Genomic DNA, 22,609 nt, shown 5'->3' on the forward strand with positions numbered 1-22,609 from the left:
GACAGAAAAGCTTTCTTTTAAAATGGATATACTAATGAGGCAAAGACGTCATGGAAGGAGAATGGAAATGGGACAAAATCGCAGGTTTCGTTCTGGACAAAAAGCGCCGAATGATGGCATTTACGTGGAAATTGGTGAAACGGGAAGTATGGTGAAAGATCCGCAAATGGTGAAACTAACTGCTGGTGACAAGTTTCCAGATAACACGAATCATAACCGTCAGTGGACGTATAAAAGAAAACCGTAACAGGAGCCGCAATCGTTATTGCGGCTTTTTTTCATTACGCATTATAATTTCATTTACCGTATTGTTTTGAACTGCATCAATGCATGTTCCTGTTTTCTTTTTCTAATAATAAGTTTGAAAATACATAAGCAAAATTATTGTATAAAAAAGTCAGTTGGCGTATAATCAAATCAAAGGTCAAAGAAAGTCAAACATTTGGAGGACTGTAAAGATGGACTTAAATCAAATGACAACAAAAACACAAGAGGCGATTATGAGTGCCCAATCTTTAGCGGTATCTCATCACCATCAAGAAGTAGATACTGTTCATCTCTTGTTTACATTATTAGAAGAGCAAGATGGGCTAGCAGTACGTATTTTTCAAAAAATGAATGTCGATATAGAAGCATTAAAACAAGGCGTAGAAAATTTAATTAAGAAAAAGCCTTCCGTAACGGGAAGCGGTGCAGAAGCAGGTAAATTATATATAACAGGTGCCCTGCAACAACTGCTTGTAAGAGCAGGAAAAGAAGCAGAGAAATTGCAAGATGATTACATTTCAGTTGAACATGTATTGCTTGCTTTTACTGAAGAAAAAGGCGATATAAGCCAATTATTCACAAGATTTCATATTACGAAAGACAACTTATTACAGTCTTTAATGACAGTTCGGGGGAATCAAAGAGTGACTAGTCAAAATCCAGAAGCAACTTATGAAGCGTTAGAAAAATATGGTCGTGATTTAGTGGCAGAAGTGAAAGCAGGGAAAATTGACCCTGTTATCGGCCGCGATAGTGAAATCCGCCGCGTGATCCGCATTCTTTCACGTAAAACGAAAAACAACCCTGTTTTAATTGGTGAGCCAGGTGTTGGTAAAACAGCAATCGTTGAAGGGTTAGCACAGCGTATTGTGAAGAAGGATGTACCTGAAGGGTTAAAAGATAGAACAATTTTTGCGTTAGATATGAGTGCGCTTGTAGCCGGTGCGAAATTCCGCGGTGAGTTTGAAGAGCGTTTGCAAGCTGTATTAAATGAAATTAAAAAGAGTGAAGGTCGCATTTTATTATTCATTGATGAACTTCACACAATCGTCGGTGCTGGAAAAACAGAAGGTGCGATGGATGCAGGGAATATGTTAAAACCGATGCTTGCGCGTGGTGAACTGCATTGTATCGGGGCGACAACACTAGATGAATATCGTAAATATATTGAGAAAGATCCAGCACTAGAAAGACGTTTCCAACAAGTATTAGCAGAAGAACCAACTGTTGAAGATACCATTTCTATTTTACGTGGTTTAAAAGAGCGTTTTGAAATTTATCATGGTGTAAATATTCATGACCGCGCAATTGTAGCGGCATCCGTTTTATCAGATCGATATATTTCGGATCGTTTCTTACCGGATAAAGCAATTGATCTTGTTGACGAAGCGTGCGCAACAATTCGTACAGAAATTGATTCTATGCCGACAGAATTAGATGAAGTAACGCGCCGTATTATGCAGCTGGAAATTGAAGAAGCGGCTCTTGGAAAAGAGAAGGACTTTGGTAGCCAAGAACGCCTCAAAACATTGCAACGTGAATTATCGGATTTAAAAGAAGTGGCAAGTAGCATGAGAGCGAAATGGGAGAAAGAAAAAGAAGATATTCACAAAGTTCGTGACTTACGTGAACATTTAGAGCGTCTGCGCCGTGAATTAGAAGAAGCAGAAGGTAATTACGATTTAAATAGAGCAGCGGAACTTCGCCACGGAAAAATTCCTGCAATTGAAAAAGAGTTAAAAGAAGCAGAAGAAATGGGCGCAAATAATAAACAAGAAAATCGTTTATTACGTGAGGAAGTAAGTGAAGAAGAGATTGCTGATATTGTTTCACGCTGGACTGGTATTCCTGTTGCTAAACTTGTTGAAGGTGAACGCGAGAAATTATTACGCTTAGAGCAAATCTTATCAGAGCGTGTCATTGGACAAGAGGAAGCAGTAAGCTTAGTGTCAGACGCGGTTCTTCGTGCTCGCGCTGGTATTAAAGATCCGAACCGTCCAATTGGTTCCTTCATCTTCTTAGGACCGACAGGGGTTGGTAAAACAGAGCTTGCCAAAACGTTAGCGCAGTCTTTATTTGATAGTGAAGAGCAAATGATTCGTATTGATATGTCTGAGTATATGGAGAAACACGCTGTGTCACGCTTAATTGGTGCCCCTCCTGGATATGTTGGATATGAAGAGGGCGGTCAATTAACAGAAGCAGTAAGACGTAAACCGTATTCCGTTATTTTATTAGACGAAATCGAAAAAGCACATCCAGAAGTATTCAACATTTTATTACAAATGTTAGATGATGGACGCATTACAGATTCGCAAGGTCGTACAGTGGACTTTAAAAATACAGTTATTATTATGACTTCAAATATTGGATCTGCTCATTTACTAGATGGATTAGAAGAAGATGGTTCGATTAAAGAGGAATCAAGAGACCTTGTAATGGGGCAATTGAGAGGACATTTCCGACCAGAGTTCTTAAACCGCGTCGACGAAATTATTTTATTCAAACCTCTTACAACGAATGAAATTAAAGGTATTGTTGATAAAATTGTAAAAGAATTACAAGGTCGTTTAGCTGACCGTCATATTACGGTACAATTAACAGAAGCAGCGAAAGAATTTGTTGTAGAAGCCGGCTTTGATCCGATGTATGGAGCTCGCCCGTTAAAACGATATGTACAGCGTCAAGTGGAAACGAAATTAGCGAGAGAATTAATTGCAGGTACGATTACTGACAATAGTCATGTAGTGGTTGATGTAGAAAATAACGAATTAGTCGTTCATGTGAAGTAAAATAAAAAAGAGTTCGGATAAAATCCGGACTCTTTTTTTAGTGCTGTTCTACTGGCTCGTTTGGAATTGCAGCTGAAATCGCTAGTACTAATACTGCAAGAACAACTGAGAAAATAGACGCTTGGTTAAAATCGTATGTACCGCCAGTCATAGAGCCGATTACGTAGCTCATCATATGTACAAGCAAGAACGACCAAATTAATGCCCAAATGAAACGCATATTTTACACCTCTATTCGTTCAATCTGTCCTTATTGTAACACAATTGAAAAAAGAATATAGAAAAATATTTGTAGATTTTTCAACGCAAATTTGCATTCTGTTCATACATTATAAAAGAGTACTTTTTATACGTTTAGAAAATAAGGCGGGGGAAAAATGAGTATTACGGAACGTTTTTTTTACTTAGAAAAAGAACCATGCGTTATTTATTTACCGGAGAAGCCAAATGGATTTTCTGTCATGCTTCTTGGGGATTACAACTACTTTATTGAGAATGGTACAAGTTTATGGACACAACATGCGGGTAGATCTTATTTTTTACACGGCCTTATTGAGGAAGGCTATACGGTCTTTTCTTCTAATTTATACGGAAGACATTGGGGAAACGATCAATCTGTTCGTCTAGCAAAACGCCTATATGACGTTGTTTTGAGAAAAGAGACATTAAATGCAAAAATGCACATTATGGCAGATGGTATGGGGGCACTTGTAGCGCTTGAAATGATGAACAAATACCCTGAATGTATACGTTCTGTCATTATGTTAAATCCGTGTTTAGATTTACCAGAATATGTGGAGTTTGAGAAAGAGCATAAGTTTTTTTATAAGAGACTCTTGAAGGAATTAAGTTTGGCGTATGATTCCAAAGAAGAAGAATTAGAAGCAAAAATAAATAAGAAATCATTTACGCTTCTTCCGTCTTGTGTACCTGTTAAAATTTTTGTATCAACACAAGAAAAAAGAGGAAGAAAACAGTTGTTACGTAAATACGAGAAAATGAGGCAATTGAATCAATGTGATACTTCTGTTTTATTCCATCTGCAAGATGTGAAATATAAAATGGTTAGGCAAACGACTGATTTCTTTAAAAAATATGAAGAAGAATTGTGAAGCTCCCATATACATAAATGAGGAGCTATTTGTTTCAAGGAGAAAGGGTGGGTGGTATGGAACGCGTGCTAATTATAGGTGCACTTACGTTTGTAGGTTATCACCTTGTGAATAAAATGATTGCAGAAGAAGTAGAAGTATATGGTCTTGATTTTGATGAATTTGATAGTATGACAAAAATTAATGAAGAGAAGTTATTGTTAATTGGGCGAAATGCGTTATTTACGTATTATTCAATAAGAGATGAAGACGGATGGAGATCCGTAGAGGAAGAGAAATTTGATGCCGTTTACTTTTGTCTGTATGAGCCTAACCAACAAAGTGGCTTTCGAAATGAAAGAGTTATATTACAGTATTTAAAGCGAATCATAAGACTGTGTGAAGAACATAAAGTGAAGTTAAATCTAATTTCTTCTATTGAAGTAGGAAACGCAGATGAGTCCGAAAATAAACGTTTATTTGCGAAAGTGGAAGAAGGATTGAAAAAAGGAGAGGTACAATATAGTGTATTTCGAGTTCCTACATTATATGGGCCATGGCAACCATCTTTTATGATGTATCATCAGCTCATTTTATCAGAGCTAGGTGAGAAAGAGTGCCATTATGCCAGCGAGGAAAACGGAAGTGATCTACTGTACGTTGAAGATGTATGTGAATACTTATGGGAAAATGGAATGAACGAGGAGCAACTCGGCATATATAATTTACTTAGTGGTAAAAAGTCATTATGGAAAAAGGGTATGAACCTTTTACGTGCAGAGGATAAAGTGAATAAAGAGAATGCGGAAGAAAGAGATGGGGCGGCCGAGGATATTTCGATAAAAAGAAATACCCCGTTAGAATACGGTTTAAATAAACAATTGGCACATATGAAAAAATATAAAGAGTTATACGAAGGATAGCGAGCGTGTTACACTATGTATGTGAAAGTTTTAATGGAGAGGAAGAACGTAATATGAATGAGAAAAGCATGCAATTTTTACAAATCGCAATGAAGCATTTACCAGAAGCAAAGGCCATTTTAGATGATAATGGAATTGCGCTTGATATGGAGAAAGCTCAACCAGTATTAGAGTTATTGATGAAAGTTATGAATGAAGCATATGAGCTTGGGAAAGCAGATCAAGAATAAAAGAATAGAAAGCATCTTTTAAGATGGAAGAGAGGCCCGAACCGTGGATAGAAGCGGTCAGGGCCTTTTTTTATTCTCGCCTGGGGGAAAACCAGAGATATGAAGAGGATAAAGGAAAAGTAGTGAGGAGAACTCTCTAGTTTAGAAGGAAAGCATAAAAAGAATAAAAAGCATCTTTTAAGATGGAAGAGAGGCCCGAACCGTAAGTAGAAACGGTTCGAGCCTTTTTGTATTTCGAAAGAAACAGGGAAAGGTATGTTTCCGTTTCATTTCATAAACAATAAGGTGAATAATGCGCTAGCTTTATGTTTTAGCTGAAATATATTCTAGACAAAAATACATTTATGTTTTAAAATTAGTACCAAGTCATAATAATTGATATAAAACGGAGGGCTGCGATGTGAACGTGGGCATTTTAGGGATCGGAAGATATGTGCCGGAAAAAGTAGTCACAAATCACGATTTAGAAAAAATAATGGATACATCCGATGAATGGATTCGTACGAGAACAGGTATTGCGGAAAGACGCATTGCCGATGATACAATAGATACTTCATATATGGCCGTAGAGGCTTCTAAAAAAGCACTTGAAGATGCAGGGATTAGCGGAGAGGATATCGATCTTATTTTAGTAGCAACAGTAACGCCGGATCGTGCTTTTCCAGCAGTAGCTTGTGTCATTCAAGAAGCAATTGGCGCAAAACATGCAGCTGCAATGGATTTAAGTGCAGCGTGTGCTGGTTTTATGTACGGAATGATTACAGCGCAGCAATTTATTCAAACGGGAACTTATAAAAATGTACTAGTAGTTGGTAGTGATAAGCTATCTAAAATTGTAGACTGGAACGATCGAAATACAGCAGTACTATTTGGAGACGGAGCTGGTGCTATCGTAATGGGGGCTGTTTCAGAAGGTAAAGGCGTTCTATCTTTCGAATTAGGAGCGGACGGAAGTGGTGGTAAGCATCTTTATCAAGACGAGTATGTTATGATGAATGGCAGAGAAGTCTTTAAATTTGCCGTTCGTCAACTTGGGGATTCTTGTCTTCGCGTTTTAGATAAAGCTGGTCTTACGAAAGAAGATGTGGATTTCTTAGTACCGCATCAAGCGAACATTCGTATTATGGAATCTGCAAGAGAGAGATTAAATTTACCACAAGAAAAAATGAGTATGACAATTGAGAAGTTCGGTAATACATCAGCTTCTTCCATTCCGATTGCAATGGTAGAGGAATTGCAAAATGGACGTATTCAAGATGGTGATTTAATTATACTTGTTGGTTTTGGCGGTGGATTAACATGGGGAGCAGTCGCTCTTCGTTGGGGTAAATAAGGACTGAGAGAAAAAAAGGAGTGTATTTTGTATGGAAAAAAAGAGGGTCGTAATTACAGGACTAGGAGCTGTTACACCGGTCGGTACAGATGTTGAAACAGCGTGGGAAAACATTAAAAAGGGTGTATCTGGAATCGGACGACTTACAAGAATTGATCCGGAACTATTTCCAGCAAAAGTAGCAGCAGAAATTAACGACTTTGAAGTCGAGAAATATATTGATAAAAAAGAAGCGCGCCGTATGGATCGCTTTACACAATATGCAGTAGCAGCAGCGAAAATGGCAGTTGCAGATGCAAAGCTTGAGATTACAGAAGAAAACGGACCTCGAATTGGTGTATGGATTGGTTCTGGTATTGGCGGTATGGAAACATACGAAGAACAATTTAAAATTTTTACTGAGAAAGGCCCGCGCCGCGTGAGCCCATTCTTCGTACCGATGATGATTCCAGATATGGCAGCAGGCCAAGTATCAATCGCAACAGGAGCAAAAGGAATTAACACTTGTTCTGTAACGGCTTGTGCATCTGGTGCAAACTCAATTGGTGATGCATTTAAAGCGATTCAGCGTGGGGATGCTGATGCAATGATTACAGGTGGAGCAGAGGCACCGTTAACAAGTATGGCATTCGCAGGATTTAGCTCAGCGAAAGCATTAACATTCAATGAAGACCCAGCAACAGCTTGCCGTCCATTTGATAAAAACCGTAGCGGTTTCGTAATGGGTGAAGGTTCAGGTATTTTAATTCTTGAAGAATTAGAGCACGCATTAGCTCGTGGTGCTCATATTTATGCGGAAATCGCTGGTTACGGTGCAACTGGTGATGCATTCCATATTACAATGCCTGCTCCTGGCGGTGAAGGCGGCGTGCGCGCAATGCGTCAAGCTTTAGCGGATGCAGGTCTACAGCCAGAAGATATTGATTACATTAATGCGCATGGTACAAGTACGGATGCGAATGAAAAGTATGAAACGATGGCAATTAAAGAAACGTTCGGTGAGCACGCGTATAAAGTAGCGATCAGCTCAACGAAATCAATGACAGGTCACTTATTAGGAGCAGCAGGTGCTGTTGAAGCGATCTTCTCTATTAAATCAATTACAGATGGAGTAATTCCTCCAACAATTAACTATGAAACACCAGATCCAGAATGTGACTTAGATTACGTACCAAATAACGCGAGACATCAAGAAGTAAACGCAGTGTTAAGTAATTCATTAGGATTCGGTGGTCATAACGCAGTATTAGTATTTAAATCGTATAAATAATAGATAAAATAAGGAGTTTTTTCGCAACATATTGCGAAAAACTCCTTATTTATTTTTACGCCTTTTTCTCCTTTTGCATATACATAAGAAAAAGGAGGGATAAAGATGGGGATTGTTGAAACTGCTGAATGGTTACATCTATATTATGGACGGCCAGAAAAGCTGTGTGAGAAGTTTACGAAATATATCCCGCTGCCAAAAGAAAGGTTGTATCGCTTTTTAATTTCTAAAGGTATGTATCGCCCTGTTATACGAGGAGAACGAGAAATTAAAGAGTTAGAGAAAAAGGAAGTTTGGAAAGAGTTACGTGCGGAGTATGAGAAACTGAAAAATTGGTTAAAAGGTCCGGATGTCCCTGTCTTTATTTTATTATCAGACTCCTATAATCGAACGGTACAAGAAGAGTATAATGGCAGGGCTGGATTATCTATGCGCCACGTTATTTTCTTATTCGTATGTGGACGGAATTCGGTGGAAGAATTAAAAGTGCTATTGGCGCATGAATATCATCACATATGCAGGTTACATCAAATTGAGACGAAAGAAACAGAATATACATTACTTGATACGATGATTATGGAAGGATTAGCTGAGCAAGCGGTAACGGAAAGATATTCAGAAAAAAACAATGCACCGTGGACGACGTATCTTTCAAAGGAAGAGGCTATATATTATTGGAAAAATGTTGTACATGAAAGAATAAGTATAAAGCGAGGAACAAGGGAGCATGACATCTTATTAAATGGATTTCACTCTTATCCGAAGTTGCTTGGCTATGCGCTTGGATTTCATATTGTCAAAGATTGTGTAACTTTGCAAGGAGAAGATACACTTTCTTTATTGCCTATAGATGCGAAAGAAATATTAAATAAAGCCAATACATTTCATATATAAAAAAACAGGAGCTCTCTTTCCTGTTTTTTTAGTATTAATAGAAGAAAAAATAATAATTAGAATATATTTCCTTAGGTGGAATAAAGTTAAGAAAAATTGAACATAATGATGGATACAAACAGTAGTGAAGTGAGGGGTAGTGAATGTTATATCTACATGATGTATGGGTAAATTGGTTTGAAGGTGAAGAAAATGGGTATAACGTTTGTCATTTTTACGAATGGCGGAAAGATGATACGATTGAGCTATTAGATCAAGTGCCATTATTAAAAGTAGATTCCACATTATATCATTACATCGAGAACGAATTGTTAGAGCTTCCGCAAAAATTGTTGGAAGACGTACATCATAAGGCTTATATTCGTAAAAATCATGAACGTTTGCAGCAAGAGTATTGCTTTGTAGTTACAGATGGAAAAGGAATTATTGCGATCGATACAATTGGTTACAATGTACCGATTCGAAAAAGTAGACTTATACCGCGCCAAGAGCAGATGGTATATGAGATGGTAGAAAACGTACAAGCAGAAAAGTATGAGTTCCAAGTAGAAGAAATGGAAAAAGAACATCATATTTTATCACCATCGCCTTTCGTTATGAATGGCTTAACTCGTAAAGAAAGACAGCTTAAACAATTATTATTTATGGCGTTAGATCAATTACATACAACGAAAAACACAGCAGAAATTCGCTATTGGTTCACAGAGTGGGATCCATCAGCATACGGAATGGTTCAACATATGGAATTTGAAGATATTTGGGCTAAGCTGTATGATGAAGCGAAAACAGGTTGGTCTGAGAAGCACGAACAATTATGCGAGCGTCTCGTAAAAGGACAGCCATTTTTTGAAAAGTTATGGGAAATGGAAAACGAGCAAAAGGTAAATTAAAAAACCGCCGATTGGCGGTTTTTTTTATTTGTTGTAGTCTAGCTCCAGCGGCAAGCTCTTTGTGTCTAAGAACCTTCCCCACGAGAAGGTAAAAAGCACCTTCTGTGGGAAAGAACCTTAGCCGTCAGGCCTAAACAGCCGCCTCCGCTTTATATGAAATCCAGCTCCAGCGGCAAGAATGTTCGGTGGCTTCGCGCCTTCCTGCGAGGCAAAAAACGCCTCTACGTCAGGAGCTCCATCCCCCTCACATTCTAAGCGAGCCGCTTCCGCTTTATAAGTTACCTACGTTTTCTACTTAGTCCCATTGCGTTTTCTACTTTGCGTAGTTGTTTGAATGCAACGCGGTTTGCTTTTTCGGCACCTTTGTCTAGAATTTCGTCTAGTTCTGGTGAGTTGATTAGTTCGTTATATTTGTCTTGGATTGGACGAATTGCCTCTACGACTACTTGCGCTAAGTCGCCTTTAAAGTCGCCGTATCCTTTTCCTTCGTACATTGCTTCAATTTCTTCAACTGTTTTTCCAGAGAATGAAGAGTAGATTGTTAATAAGTTAGAGATGCCAGGTTTGTTTTCTTTATCAAATTTCACGATACCTTCAGAATCAGTTACAGCACTCTTAATTTTCTTTTCAATTGTTTTTGGTTCGTCAAGCATGCTGATCATTGATTTTGGATTCGGATCAGATTTGCTCATTTTTTTCGTAGGCTCTGTTAGTGACATAACGCGAGCTCCTACTTTTGGAATGCGGATTTCAGGAATTGTGAATACTTCACGGAAGCGTTTGTTGAAACGCTCTGCTAGGTCACGTGTTAATTCCATATGTTGCTTTTGGTCATCACCAACAGGCACGATCTCAGTGTTGTAAAGTAAAATATCAGCAGCCATTAATGGTGGGTAAGTTAGTAATCCAGCTGGAACTGAATCTCTACCTGATGCTTTATCTTTATATTGCGTCATACGCTCTAATTCTCCAACGTAAGCAACGGATTGCATAATCCATCCTAGTTGAGCGTGTGCTGGTACTTCTGACTGTACAAATAAAGTAGCTTTTTCAGGATCGATACCGCATGCTACATAAAGTGCAGCAAGACTGCGGATGTTTTTACGAAGCCCGACGGGATCTTGAGGTACTGTAATCGCATGTTGATTTACAATACAGAAATAACAGTCGTGTTCGTTCTGAAGCTCTGTAAATTGCTTCATAGCTCCTAAATAGTTTCCAAGTGTAATCGTTCCACTCGGCTGAATACCAGAAAAGATAACTGACATAAGTAATTCCTCCTAAATTTGAATGCGTGATAGGGAAGAGAAAGCAAACAAAAAAAGCCCATTCATCCCAAAAAACTATAGGGACGAATGGACCGCGGTACCACCCTAATTATTTCACTACTGTGAAATCTCTCTAATCCATAATAACGTTTGGATATAACGCCAAAGCCTACTACTTTCGGTTCGGTTTGGAGCTCAAAAGCCCATTCCATACTGTACAATTACTTGTTCACACCAGCCACAAGCTCTCTGAAATTGCCTCAATATGTACTCTTCTTTATCATCGCATACATATAAATTTATTTATTGTTACCTGAGCTCTTTAAATATGAAAGAACTAAAGTTTTATAACAAAATGTTTTGCTGATTATTATATCATATGGGATAGTGTTTGCAAACTACATCAAAATAGTAAAGCTAATGAAGGTCGAGAACAACCCAAGAACGATACCGGTAATGCAAATTGGATACGTCCATTTGAATGAATATGTTTTATAAATACGTTCTTTCTTATCGATAGGTTCCTCTACTTCTTCAATTAAAGAGTCGATTTTTTTATTCGTACCAAATACTCTTTGGAAGGCGTAAATTGTTACATTAAAAAATCCATTTTGAAATATGAATAAAAAACCGCCTATAAGAATAAAAAATAGTGCGATATAGAACGAGATGTTGACAAAATTCAACAAAAACTGCGATGAAACAAGGAATGCACCAATACTAGAAGCAATTATCGCTATGAAAATTAGTATACAAGTATGAAAAAAAACTTTATTCAAAATGTTCCCCTCCGTCAAAATATTACTAGAATTATTATACTATAAAAGCTATAATATGTACTAGAATTAATTTTTTGAAAATTATACGCAATTAAAGGTCTGATTGCAAGATGATGGTAGCAATGTTAACGTATCCCTTTACAAAAAAATAAAAATATAAACATTTTATTAAAAATTTTAACAAAAAAACAAAAAACTATATTCACAATTGTTATATTATATGTATAATGAAAATTGTAGAAACTTGGAGATTATTCTTTCAATTCTACTTTTTTACAAGTGAGGGTACAGGAAGTGCAATTAGGGGAGGCAACACAACATGAAGAAAAAGATACCGTTATTACTTGCATCGACGTTGACTGTCAGTATGTTAGGAGCTTGTAGTTACCAAAAAGAGGATAATAAAGCAGGCGCAAAAGAAAAATCCTCAAACAAGCAAGTGCTAAATCTAACTGAGACAGCTGAAATTCCAACTATGGATACGACGTTATCAACAGATGCAACATCTTCTAACATCATGAATAACACAATGGAAGGGTTATATCGTCTGGGGAAAGATGATAAACTTGTTCCAGGTGTCGCTAAATCTTATGAGAAATCAGAGGATGGCAAAAAGTATGTGTTTAAGTTACGTGAAGATGCGAAATGGTCTAATGGTGAACCGGTAACAGCGAAAGACTTCGTTTATTCTTGGCGAAGAGCTGTAGATTCAAACACGGGTGCCAAGTTTGCTTACATACTATTTGATGTTAAAAATGCGGAGAAAGTTAACAAAAAAGAATTACCAGTTGAAGAACTTGGTGTAAAGGCAATTGATGATCATACACTTGAAGTGGAATTAGATAACCCTGTTCCTTATTTTGTAAGTTTAACAGTCTATCCAACATTGTATCCTTTGAATGAGAAGTTTGTAACAGAACAAGGAGCAAAATTTGGATTAGAATCCAATACGACACTTTATAATGGTCCATTCGTATTAAATGAATGGAAGCATGAACAAAGTTTCCAACTTAAGAAGAATCCATCGTATTGGGAAAATAAAGAAGTAAAACTTGAGGAAATAAACTTCAATATTGTTAAGGATCGTTCAACTGCTATAAATTTATATGAAACAAAAGCAATTGATCGTGTAGTCTTAACATCAGAGTTTGTAGATAAATACAAATCAGATGCTGACTTTAAAACGATTAAGAAACCATCTACACAATTTATTCGCTTAAATGAAAAGAATAAATTTTTAGCAAATAAAAATATCCGAAAAGCAATTGCAATGTCCTTTGAACGTCAAAACATTGGAAAAGTGATTTTAAACGATGGTTCAGAGGGTATATACGGTTTTGTTCCGAAAGGCTTAGCAAAAGGTCCGAATGGAAAAGACTTCCGTGAAGAAAACGGAAAGCTTATAAAAGAGGACATGAAAGAAGCGCAAAAATACTGGGAAGCCGGTAAAAAAGAACTTGGTGTAGACAAAATAGAGTTAGAGCTATTAAACTTTGATACTGATGATGCTAAAAAAATTGGAGAGTATTTAAAAGGCCAATTTGAAAAGAATTTACCAGGTTTAACAGTTCCAACAAAAATGCAGCCATTTGCACAAAAATTAAAACTGGAAGCAAGTGGAGATTATGCAATGTCATATGCGGGATGGAGTCCAGATTATATGGATCCAATGTCATTCCTTGAAATGTATACGACAGGTAATGCGCAAAACAAAGTACATTACGCAAACCCAGCGTATGATGATTTAATTAAAAAAGCAAAAACAGAAGTTGATGTACAAGCTCGCTGGGATGCATTATTACATGCGGAAAAACAACTGCTTGAAGATGCAGCGATTGCTCCGGTATATCAACCTGGAAAAGCATATTTACAACGTGGCTCAATTACTGGCCTATTAGAACATAAATATGGCGGAGAATTTAGCTATAAGTGGGTTGAACTTAAAAACTAAAAATGGTTTCCATCATGAATAAGGGTATATGCCTATGATGGGCATGTGCTCTTATTTTAAAAAAATAAAAGTAAGAATATTTTAAACTATCTTATTGCTTTTGAGAAAAACGGGGAGGTGCTTGACTATGGGACGTTATGTATTAAAACGTTTCGTGTACATGGCTTTGACATTATTTTTAATTACTACACTGACTTTCTTTTTAATGAAATTACTTCCGGGTTCTCCGCTTAAAAACCAGGAGAAGTTATCACCGGCACAAAAAGAAATCATTCTTGAAAAATATGGCTTAAATGATCCAGTACCAGTTCAATATGCACGTTACTTAGGTAACTTAGCAAAAGGTGATTTAGGGGTATCATTCCAATATGATAACCGTCCAGTAACAGACATGATTGTGGATCGCATTGGACCATCAGCACAACTTGGTTTACAAGCGATTATATTAGGTACATTTATCGGTTTAATTTTAGGAATCGTTGCGGCACTTCGTAATAATACGTGGGTCGATTATGGGGCGACAATTATTTCCGTACTCGGGATGTCGGTACCATCATTCGTATTCGCCGCATTACTACAATATTTCGTAGGGGTAAAACTTGGATGGTTCCCAGTAGCATTCTGGAAAGGACCAGAGTTTACAGTAATGCCTACAATTGCTTTATCGATGGCAGTTATTGCAACAATCGCACGTTTCGCTCGTGCAGAGTTAATTGAAGTTATGCAAGCTGACTACATTTTAACAGCGAAAGCGAAAGGAATTAGCCAAGGCGTTATCATTATTAAACACGCACTTCGTAACGCATTAATTCCAGTTGTAACAATTTTAGGACCAATGGTTGCAGGTTTAATTACAGGAACATTAGTTATTGAGCAAATTTATGCTGTACCTGGACTAGGGGAACAGTTCGTTAAATCTATTACAGTGAATGACTATACAGTTATTATGGGAACTACAATCTTCTATAGTGCGATTTTCATCTTAGTTATTTTCATTGTTGATATTTTATACGGAATTATTGATCCTCGAATTCGTTTAGCGGGAGGGAAAAAATGATGAAAGATGTACAAAAATTATCTCCAGATTTATTTCAACAAGCCAATCAAAATAATGTGGATAATGAAGTCATTGCCCGTCCAAGCTTAACGTTTTGGCAAGATGTAAGAAGACGTTTGTTCCAACATAAAGGAGCAATGTTCGGTTTAGTTTTATTAACGCTTATTATCTTACTAGCAATTTTAGGACCGATGGTAAGTAAGCACTCGTATAAAGAGCAAGATTTAGGACGTGCGAAATTACCACCGAAAATTCCTGTTATTGAAAATGTTCATTGGCTACCATTTGACGGTACAGATCAATACGGTGTTGACCAATATGAAAAACGTGATATTAAAGAGTATTTCTGGTTTGGTACAGATGATCTTGGCCGCGATTTATGGACAAGAACATGGGAAGGTACGCGCGTATCATTATATATCGCTCTTTTAGCAGCAGCAATTGACTTAGTAATTGGGGTTGCATATGGAGGTATTTCAGCGTTCTATGGCGGTAGAGTAGATAACATTATGCAACGTATTATGGAGATTATTAACGGTATTCCATACTTAATCATCGTTATTTTAATGGTAATCATTATGGGATCTGGTATATGGTCAATTACACTCGCAATGGCAATTACAGGTTGGATAGGGATGTCGCGTATCGTTCGTGGACAAATCCTAAAATTAAAAAATCAAGAATACGTATTAGCATCGCGTACATTAGGTGCAACAAATACACAATTAATTGTAAAACACTTAATCCCGAACGTAATGGGACCAATTATCGTAATGACAATGTTTACAATCCCAACAGCGGTGTTTGGTGAGGCGTTCTTAAGCTTCATCGGTTTAGGTATTCAGCCACCATTCGCGTCACTTGGTTCTCTTGTAAATGACGGTTATAAATCAATTCAAACGTATCCGCATATGATGTTCATTCCTGCGGTTGTTATCAGTATATTAATCTTAGCGTTTAACTTAATGGCAGACGGATTACGCGACGCGTTAGATCCAAAAATGCGTAAGTAAAAGAGGGGAGAGGCAAAGATGAAAACATTGTTAGAGGTAAAAGATTTACAAGTCTCCTTTGATACACATGCAGGTGAAGTACAAGCTGTCCGCGGCGTTACTTTTGATTTGAAAAAAGGAGAAACATTAGCGATTGTAGGAGAATCTGGTTCTGGTAAATCAGTTACTTCTAAAGCGTTAATGGGATTAATTCCGAATCCTCCTGGACGCATTAAAAATGGTGAAATCGTATTTGAAGGTCGTGACTTAACGAAATTAACAGAAAAAGAAATGCAGCAAGTACGTGGTAAAGATATCGCGATGATTTTCCAAGATCCAATGACATCATTGAACCCAACGATGACAATTGGAAATCAAATTATGGAAGGCCTTATTAAACACCAAGGGATGAGTAAAGCAGACGCACGTAAAGTTGCGTTGGAATTAATCGACCTTGTAGGTATTCCAAATCCAGAAGCTCGTTTAAAACAATATCCGCACCAATTCTCTGGTGGTATGAGACAGCGTGTAGTTATTGCGATGGCGTTAGCTTGTAACCCAAAATTATTGATTGCCGATGAGCCGACAACAGCGCTAGACGTTACAATTCAGGCGCAAATTTTAGAGCTTATGAAGGACATTCAGCAAAAAACAGAAGCAGCAATCATTTTCATTACGCATGACTTAGGTGTAGTGGCAAACGTTGCGGACCGCGTAGCAGTTATGTACGCTGGTAAAGTTGTTGAAATCGGAACTGTAGATGAAATTTTCTACAATCCAAAACATCCGTATACTTGGGGCTTAATCGCATCTATGCCAAGTTTAGATGGCTCAGAGGAAGAGTTATACGCAATTCCTGGAACGCCTCCAGATTTATTGAAGCCGCCAAAGGGAGATGCTTTTGCACCACGTAACCCGCAGGCACTGAAAATTGATTTTGAAATGGACCCACCTTTATTTAAAGTAAGTGATACACACTATGCGGCAACTTGGTTACTTCATGAGCAAGCTCCAGAAGTAAGACCGCCGGCAGTCGTTGAAAAACGCATTCTTCAAATGAAAGCAGGTGAACAACATGACTAAACAACGTGAGAAATTAATTGAAGTAAAAAATGTAAAGCAGCACTTCGACGTGAGTGGTGGTGTTGTCAAAGCGGTTAATGATATTTCATTTGATATTTACCGCGGAGAAACATTTGGTCTTGTAGGAGAATCGGGTTGTGGTAAATCAACAACTGGAAGAACGATTATTCGTTTATATGATGCAACTGCTGGTGAAGTGTTGTTCGACGGTGAAAATGTACATGGTAAAAAATCACGCGCAGAACTGAAGAAATTCAATCGTAAAATGCAAATGATTTTCCAAGATCCATATGCGTCATTAAACCCACGTATGACAGTAGGGGATATTATTGCAGAAGGTATTGATATTCACGGATTAGCGAAAAACAAAAAAGAGCGTATGGACCGTGTTCATGAATTATTAAACACAGTTGGCTTAAATAAAGAGCACGCAAACCGTTTCCCGCATGAATTCTCAGGTGGACAACGTCAGCGTATCGGTATCGCTCGTGCACTTGCTGTAGAGCCTGAATTTATCATTGCCGATGAGCCAATCTCAGCACTTGACGTATCAATTCAGGCGCAAGTTGTAAACTTACTGAAAAAGTTACAAAAAGAAAAAGGTTTAACATACTTATTCATTGCCCATGATTTATCAATGGTAAAATACATTAGTGACCGCATTGGTGTAATGTACCGTGGTCAAATCGTTGAATTAACAACAAGTGATGAGTTATATGCGAATCCAATTCATCCATATACTAAATCACTATTATCAGCGATTCCACTTCCAGATCCAGATTATGAGCGTAATCGTAAACGTATCGTATATGATCCATCTCAGCATAATTATGGTAGTGAAGAACCGACAATGCGTGAAATTCGCCCAGGACATTTCGTACTATGTTCTGAAGCGGAGTATAAGAAATATAAAGAGATTTATCAATAATAAAAAAGGCCATTCTTCTATTATTACTGAAGAATGGCTTTTTTCTACTATATAAAAGAGTTGTCAATATTTCTCGGTAAGTCGATATATTTAAAGAATCGCAAATATAAGTTTCCTATACGAATGACTACACCTTAATTAAACGAGTATTATTGCGCCTGAACAGAAACAATCTCCTCTTGTTCTTCAGGTTTAACAAGTGCATAACGCTCCCACGCTCTACTTTTCCAGCGGAAGAACATAATAATGGCGCGCGTCCATTCATCAATAGCAATTGCTAGCCAAATACCAACGAGTCCCATATCTAAATGGAAGGCGAAAAAATAACCGAGTGGTAAACTCATTAACACCATAGAGAATGCGCCGATTAAAACTGGGTACTTTGCATCACCAGCTGCGCGAAGTGAATTGATGATGACGATGTTCATCGTACGCCCTGTTTCAAGTAGTACACTTAGTAATAGAACTGACGCACCTAACGTAATAATGTGCGGATTATCTGTAAATAGTCCCATTAATTGTGTGCGGAATGTAATAACGAGAGCAACCATACATAAAGTGACACCAATCGCCCACTTTACACTTTTCCATACGCGTTCATACGCTTCATCTTTTTCACCACCGCCAACGAGGCGTCCGATAATAATTGCAGTTCCCATACCGATTGCAATAGCGAATAAATAAGTGAACATAGAAATGTTCGTAGCGTATTGTCTAGCCGCTAACGATTCCGTTCCTAAATATGTTGCATAGTATAAGAAGACAATTTGGCAAGCTTGATACATAACCTGCTCAAATGCAGATGGAATCCCGATTTTTAAAATTTTTCCGATATATTCTTTTGATAAGGTGAAGTAGTATTGTAATTTCACACGGTACTCCATAACGCGGTACAGTAACCAGAAGAAAACGATAAGCGCGATTAGCCTGCTGACAGCAGAAGAAATGGCAGCCCCTTGTACACCGAGTTCTGGGAAACCAAATTTCCCGAAAATGAGTACGTAGTTTCCAGCGATATGAATAATATTCATTCCAAGTGAAATAAACATCGCTTGCTTTGTGAAGCCATGTACACGGATAATTGCGGCTAATGAATTAATAATAGCTTGAAGGAAAATAGCTCCCCCGACGATAGATAAATAGCTTTGTGCATACATAAGTACATCGCCTTGTAAGTTCATTGCCATCATCATATGTTTTGAGAATAAAAGAAAACCAGCGCTTATAACGAGTCCGACCACTAAATTTAATGTGACGGCTAAAGCTGATATTTTAGATGCTTCCATAAAACGTTTGGAACCGAGGTATTGAGATACGACGATAGCTGCGCCGTTCCCGATGACTTCTAGTACCAAAATAGCGATATGGAGATATTGATTCGCTGCACCAACCCCAGATACAGCATCGTCTGATAATGCACTTAACATGAAAGTATCAGCGATCCCCATTAACATAAATAGAAAAACTTCTAGAAAAATAGGCCATGTTAATAAGAATAAACTTAATTTCTCAGTAGGCCCGTTTTTTGCCTGAATTGCTGTCATGTCCGTCCCCTCTTTACCGATATCTATTTTTAGCAAAGTGTATCGTAACATACTTTCTTAACCTTTGCACTCATTTTAACCTACATATCTTTATTATGAAGGGAGTGCTATTTTATGATAAAAAGAGAAGGATAATTATGCATAAAGTATTATAAAATATAAAATTCATTTTTCTCTGATAATTTAGAAAAATCTAAAAATAACTATTTTTAACACTTTAGTAAGAGAAACTAGCAATATGAAACGTTTACAAAGGTTTAAGTTTTAACAGAAAATTTTAATAAAATAGGAATATAAATATACAAAAAATATATTTGTGTGTATAATATGAATTGTTAGAACATATATATATTTCTTTTTGTTTGAAAATGAAAGGGCTAACATTTTTGTGGAGGGTGGAAGTATGAAAAAAAAGATGCCAGTTTTTGTAGTATCAACAGTAGCAATGAGCATGATGTTAGGGGCATGTAGCTACCAAAAAGATGAGCCGCAAGCGAACGCAAAAGGGGATAGCGGGAAAAGCGGTGCGAAGCAAGTTATTAACTTAATTGAAACGCAAGAAATTCCAACGATGGATCCAGCGTTATCAGCTGATGCAGTTTCTTCAAGAGTAATGACTAATACGATGGAAGGCTTATACAGTTTAGGAAAAGACGATAAGCTAGTTCCTGGTGTAGCGAAGGAATTCAAAAAATCAGAAGACGGTAAAAAATATACATTTAAATTACGTGAAGACGCAAAATGGTCAAATGGTGAGCCTGTGACGGCAAAAGATTTCGTATACGCATGGCAAAGGGCAATTAACCCAGATACAGCTGCGAAATCAGCGTACATTATGTATGATATAAAAAATGCAGAGAAAATTAATAAAAAAGAGATGAGTCCAGATCAATTAGGGGTAAAGGCGATTGATGATTATACATTAGAAGTGGAATTAGACAATTCCATTCCATACCTTGTAGATTTAATGGTATATCCAATCTTCTATCCTGTGAATGAAAAGTTTGTGAAAGAGCAAGGTACGAAGTTTGGTTTGGAAGCGAATACAACGCTTTATAACGGACCATTTACATTAAGTGATTGGCAACATGAGCGTAGCTTTAAAATGACAAAGAGTACGTCATATTGGGACAATAAAGAAGTGAAGATTGAGGAAGTAAACTTTAACATTGTAAAAGATACGTCTACGCCAATTAATTTATATGAAACAAACGCAGTCGATCGAGCGACGTTATTAGCAGAGTTCATCGATAAATATAAAGGAAAACCAGATTTCCAAACAGTAGAAGATACATCTGTATTCTTCCTTCGTTTAAATCAAAAAGATCCAGCTTTAGCAAATAAAAATATTCGTAAAGCAATTTCACTTGCTTTTGAACGTAAGCCGTTCGTTGATACATTATTAAATAACGGTTCTAAGCCAGCAACAGGATTAATACCTGATAACTTCATTAAAGGACCGGATAAAAAAGACTTCCGTGCTGTAAATGGAGATATTGTAAAACCAAACGTGAAAGAAGCGAAGAAATATTGGGAAGCTGGTAAAAAAGAGCTTGGTAAAAATGAAATCGAATTAGAACTATTAAATGAAGACGTTGAATTATCGAAGAAAACAGGTGAATATTTAAAAGGGGAGTTAGAGAAGAATTTACCAGGTTTAACAGTGAAAATTAAACAACAGCCATTCGCGCAAAAACTAAAATTAGAAGATGCGGGCGATTATGTCATGTCATTCTCTGGATGGAGTGCAGACTTCCCAGATCCAGTTACATACCTTGATATGTTTGTGACGGATGGATCGCAAAATAAAATGAAATATTCTAATCCAAAATATGATGAAATTATCATGAAAGCGAAGAAAGATGGAAGCGATGTAAATGCTCGTTGGAAAAACTTACTAGAAGCAGAGAAAATGTTACTTGATGACGCTGCGATTGTTCCAGTATATCAACGCGGTAGAGCATACTTACAAAGAGATTCAATTAAAAATATGTACAACCATAAATATGGCGGCGATTTAAGCTTTAAATGGGCATCAGTAGAGAAATAAGAAAAAAGCAGGTAACCACCTGCTTTTTTTAATACGTACGTTTCTTATAAATACCTTTCCCGCCGACCTCGTTCCAGCCGGATTGGACATCCAAACTTTTATTGACAAACTTCATCTTTTCTTTTCCGCCAAAGAGTTTTTCACCAATGCTATTTGTAATGACACCAATCAATGCTGTTATTCCGATGATGAGGGTAGCAACAGTGACAAAATCAATAAAAAAAGCAATCATTTGCAAATTCCCCCTTTGCCTGTCTGTATTTTTATTGTATGAGATAAAAGATAAAAAAGAAAGAAATGTCAGAAAAATAATGGATTTATTTTAGAAATCGTATAGACATGAATGAGAATGTTTGTTAAAATAAGAACAAATGTTCTTTGGAATTCTCACTTATATAGTCTTACATTTCTTAATTGATTTATCAAGAAAAGGTAAGAAAACGTTCTCGTTTTCATAGAAAAGGTTATGGGAAAATAACTATATATCATATGAAAAATCTATGAAAAGCAAGCTTTAAGAGGATTGAGGGTTATTGTTAAAGAACAGTTAATGTAAGTACAAGCATGTTACATAGCAGTGGAATGCACAGAAGAGTTTTCTCAATTAGAAGGAAATTTACTGTATATTTCTTGCAAAATCTATTGTATAATGATTATAGAAGTTACTTATTAAAAGTAATTGTTGTTTACTAAAAGTTGTTGCTTACATGAAATGCAATTTTTTACTTTGTTTTAAGACAAGGTATCGTGAAAAATTGCTGAATTTAGAAATTTAAACTGTAATTAGTACAGAATTTGTACTCTTTAAGGAGAGTGAGCTTTGTATGGTAACATTATATAGTTCTCCAAGCTGTACGTCTTGTAGAAAGGCGAAATTATGGCTAGAGGAAAATCATATTCCTTATACAGAACGTAATATTTTCTCAGATCCATTAACGATTGAGGAAATTAAAGAGATTTTACGTATGACAGAAAGCGGAACGGATGAGATTATTTCTACTCGTTCAAAAGTTTTCCAAGAATTAAATGTAAACTTAGAGTCTTTACCACTTCAAGATTTATATAAGATGATTCGTGACTATCCAGGGATTTTACGTCGTCCAATTATGATTGACGAGAAACGCCTTCAAGTAGGTTACAATGAAGACGAAATCCGCCGTTTCTTACCACGTACAGTAAGAACGTTCCAATTGCGTGAAGCACAGCGTCTTGTAAATTAATTATAATAATATGAAAACCTTCTACCTATTATATAGTAGAAGGTTTT

21 protein-coding genes and 1 other annotated feature are annotated in these 22,609 nt (G+C 36.9%); of the genes, 16 read left to right on the forward strand and 5 right to left on the reverse strand.

What is annotated here, in order from left to right; genetic code table 11:
* Nucleotides 1-67: 67 nt before the first annotated feature.
* Together ACVWY7_RS05675 and clpB are read left to right on the forward strand one after the other, a co-directional pair.
* Entirely contained in the window at nt 68-247 is a 180-nt protein-coding gene (locus ACVWY7_RS05675) for a YjzC family protein (RefSeq protein ID WP_000531418.1), read from the forward strand.
* Between the two features lie 211 nt (nt 248-458).
* Entirely contained in the window at nt 459-3,059 is a 2,601-nt protein-coding gene (gene clpB / locus ACVWY7_RS05680) for an ATP-dependent chaperone ClpB (protein ID WP_073526146.1), read from the forward strand.
* Nucleotides 3,060-3,096: 37 nt separating this feature from the next.
* Here clpB and ACVWY7_RS05685 read toward each other — a convergent pair whose 3' ends face one another.
* On the reverse strand, nt 3,097-3,279 hold the full coding sequence (locus ACVWY7_RS05685; RefSeq protein WP_001211116.1) for a YjzD family protein: 183 nt from the start codon (nt 3,277-3,279) through the stop codon (nt 3,097-3,099).
* A gap of 157 nt (nt 3,280-3,436) precedes the next feature.
* Between ACVWY7_RS05685 and ACVWY7_RS05690 the strand changes: the two genes are divergently transcribed.
* The 7 genes from ACVWY7_RS05690 (at nt 3,437) to ACVWY7_RS05720 (ending at nt 9,690) form a co-directional block, all read left to right on the forward strand.
* Nucleotides 3,437-4,171, forward strand: coding sequence for a lipase family protein (locus tag ACVWY7_RS05690; RefSeq protein ID WP_000028701.1), 735 nt, complete (start codon nt 3,437-3,439; stop codon nt 4,169-4,171).
* A gap of 29 nt (nt 4,172-4,200) precedes the next feature.
* A complete protein-coding gene (locus ACVWY7_RS05695; RefSeq protein ID WP_033668777.1) occupies nt 4,201-5,073 on the forward strand; it encodes an NAD-dependent epimerase/dehydratase family protein in 873 nt (290 codons plus the stop codon).
* A 53-nt stretch (nt 5,074-5,126) separates the two neighbouring features.
* Nucleotides 5,127-5,303, forward strand: coding sequence for a ComZ family protein (locus ACVWY7_RS05700; RefSeq protein ID WP_009879752.1), 177 nt, complete (start codon nt 5,127-5,129; stop codon nt 5,301-5,303).
* 400 nt (nt 5,304-5,703) lie between these two features.
* Entirely contained in the window at nt 5,704-6,636 is a 933-nt protein-coding gene (gene fabH, locus ACVWY7_RS05705) for a beta-ketoacyl-ACP synthase III (protein ID WP_001100539.1), read from the forward strand.
* A gap of 31 nt (nt 6,637-6,667) precedes the next feature.
* Nucleotides 6,668-7,906: a beta-ketoacyl-ACP synthase II gene (gene fabF / locus ACVWY7_RS05710; RefSeq protein ID WP_000412652.1), complete on the forward strand. Its 1,239-nt coding sequence runs from the start codon at nt 6,668-6,670 to the stop codon at nt 7,904-7,906.
* A 105-nt stretch (nt 7,907-8,011) separates the two neighbouring features.
* On the forward strand, nt 8,012-8,800 hold the full coding sequence (locus ACVWY7_RS05715; RefSeq protein WP_073526144.1) for a DUF2268 domain-containing protein: 789 nt from the start codon (nt 8,012-8,014) through the stop codon (nt 8,798-8,800).
* Between the two features lie 143 nt (nt 8,801-8,943).
* Entirely contained in the window at nt 8,944-9,690 is a 747-nt protein-coding gene (locus ACVWY7_RS05720; protein ID WP_000966134.1) for a YjbA family protein, read from the forward strand.
* Between the two features lie 278 nt (nt 9,691-9,968).
* Here ACVWY7_RS05720 and trpS read toward each other — a convergent pair whose 3' ends face one another.
* Together trpS and ACVWY7_RS05730 are read right to left on the reverse strand one after the other, a co-directional pair.
* Nucleotides 9,969-10,958, reverse strand: coding sequence for a tryptophan--tRNA ligase (gene trpS / locus ACVWY7_RS05725; RefSeq protein WP_000110985.1), 990 nt, complete (start codon nt 10,956-10,958; stop codon nt 9,969-9,971).
* Between the two features lie 76 nt (nt 10,959-11,034).
* Nucleotides 11,035-11,251: a binding site (T-box leader), on the reverse strand.
* 105 nt (nt 11,252-11,356) lie between these two features.
* Nucleotides 11,357-11,737: a DUF3899 domain-containing protein gene (locus tag ACVWY7_RS05730; protein ID WP_001044990.1), complete on the reverse strand. Its 381-nt coding sequence runs from the start codon at nt 11,735-11,737 to the stop codon at nt 11,357-11,359.
* A gap of 319 nt (nt 11,738-12,056) precedes the next feature.
* On the opposite strand from ACVWY7_RS05730, the gene ACVWY7_RS05735 reads away from it, so the two are divergent.
* From ACVWY7_RS05735 to ACVWY7_RS05755, 5 genes are all read left to right on the forward strand, one after another.
* Complete coding sequence (locus ACVWY7_RS05735; protein ID WP_105988987.1) at nt 12,057-13,688, forward strand: peptide ABC transporter substrate-binding protein; 1,632 nt, start codon at nt 12,057-12,059, stop codon at nt 13,686-13,688.
* Nucleotides 13,689-13,815: 127 nt separating this feature from the next.
* On the forward strand, nt 13,816-14,745 hold the full coding sequence (gene opp3b, locus ACVWY7_RS05740) for an oligopeptide ABC transporter permease (protein ID WP_000534165.1): 930 nt from the start codon (nt 13,816-13,818) through the stop codon (nt 14,743-14,745).
* A complete protein-coding gene (gene opp3C / locus ACVWY7_RS05745) occupies nt 14,742-15,758 on the forward strand; it encodes an oligopeptide ABC transporter permease (protein ID WP_000974102.1) in 1,017 nt (338 codons plus the stop codon). Before opp3b ends, opp3C begins: the two co-directional genes overlap by 4 nt.
* An 18-nt stretch (nt 15,759-15,776) precedes the next feature.
* Nucleotides 15,777-16,820, forward strand: a complete 1,044-nt coding sequence (locus ACVWY7_RS05750) for an ABC transporter ATP-binding protein (protein ID WP_000854348.1) — start codon at nt 15,777-15,779, stop codon at nt 16,818-16,820.
* Entirely contained in the window at nt 16,813-17,748 is a 936-nt protein-coding gene (locus ACVWY7_RS05755) for an ABC transporter ATP-binding protein (protein WP_000166346.1), read from the forward strand. Before ACVWY7_RS05750 ends, ACVWY7_RS05755 begins: the two co-directional genes overlap by 8 nt.
* Before the next feature lie 149 nt (nt 17,749-17,897).
* On the opposite strand, the gene ACVWY7_RS05760 is transcribed toward ACVWY7_RS05755, so the two are convergent.
* Nucleotides 17,898-19,343: an MATE family efflux transporter gene (locus tag ACVWY7_RS05760; RefSeq protein WP_142395510.1), complete on the reverse strand. Its 1,446-nt coding sequence runs from the start codon at nt 19,341-19,343 to the stop codon at nt 17,898-17,900.
* A 352-nt stretch (nt 19,344-19,695) separates the two neighbouring features.
* On the opposite strand from ACVWY7_RS05760, the gene ACVWY7_RS05765 reads away from it, so the two are divergent.
* Nucleotides 19,696-21,342: a peptide ABC transporter substrate-binding protein gene (locus ACVWY7_RS05765; protein ID WP_088119295.1), complete on the forward strand. Its 1,647-nt coding sequence runs from the start codon at nt 19,696-19,698 to the stop codon at nt 21,340-21,342.
* Between the two features lie 28 nt (nt 21,343-21,370).
* Here the strand turns inward: ACVWY7_RS05765 and ACVWY7_RS05770 are convergent, their stop codons facing one another.
* A complete protein-coding gene (locus ACVWY7_RS05770; protein WP_000559980.1) occupies nt 21,371-21,574 on the reverse strand; it encodes a hypothetical protein in 204 nt (67 codons plus the stop codon).
* Between the two features lie 592 nt (nt 21,575-22,166).
* On the opposite strand from ACVWY7_RS05770, the gene spx reads away from it, so the two are divergent.
* The gene (gene spx / locus ACVWY7_RS05775; RefSeq protein ID WP_000258267.1) at nt 22,167-22,562 is read left to right on the forward strand and encodes a transcriptional regulator Spx; all 396 of its coding nucleotides are present in this window, start codon (nt 22,167-22,169) and stop codon (nt 22,560-22,562) included.
* Nucleotides 22,563-22,609: the final 47 nt, after the last annotated feature.

The sequence above is a fragment of the Bacillus sp. TE9106W genome, from assembly GCF_054062215.1.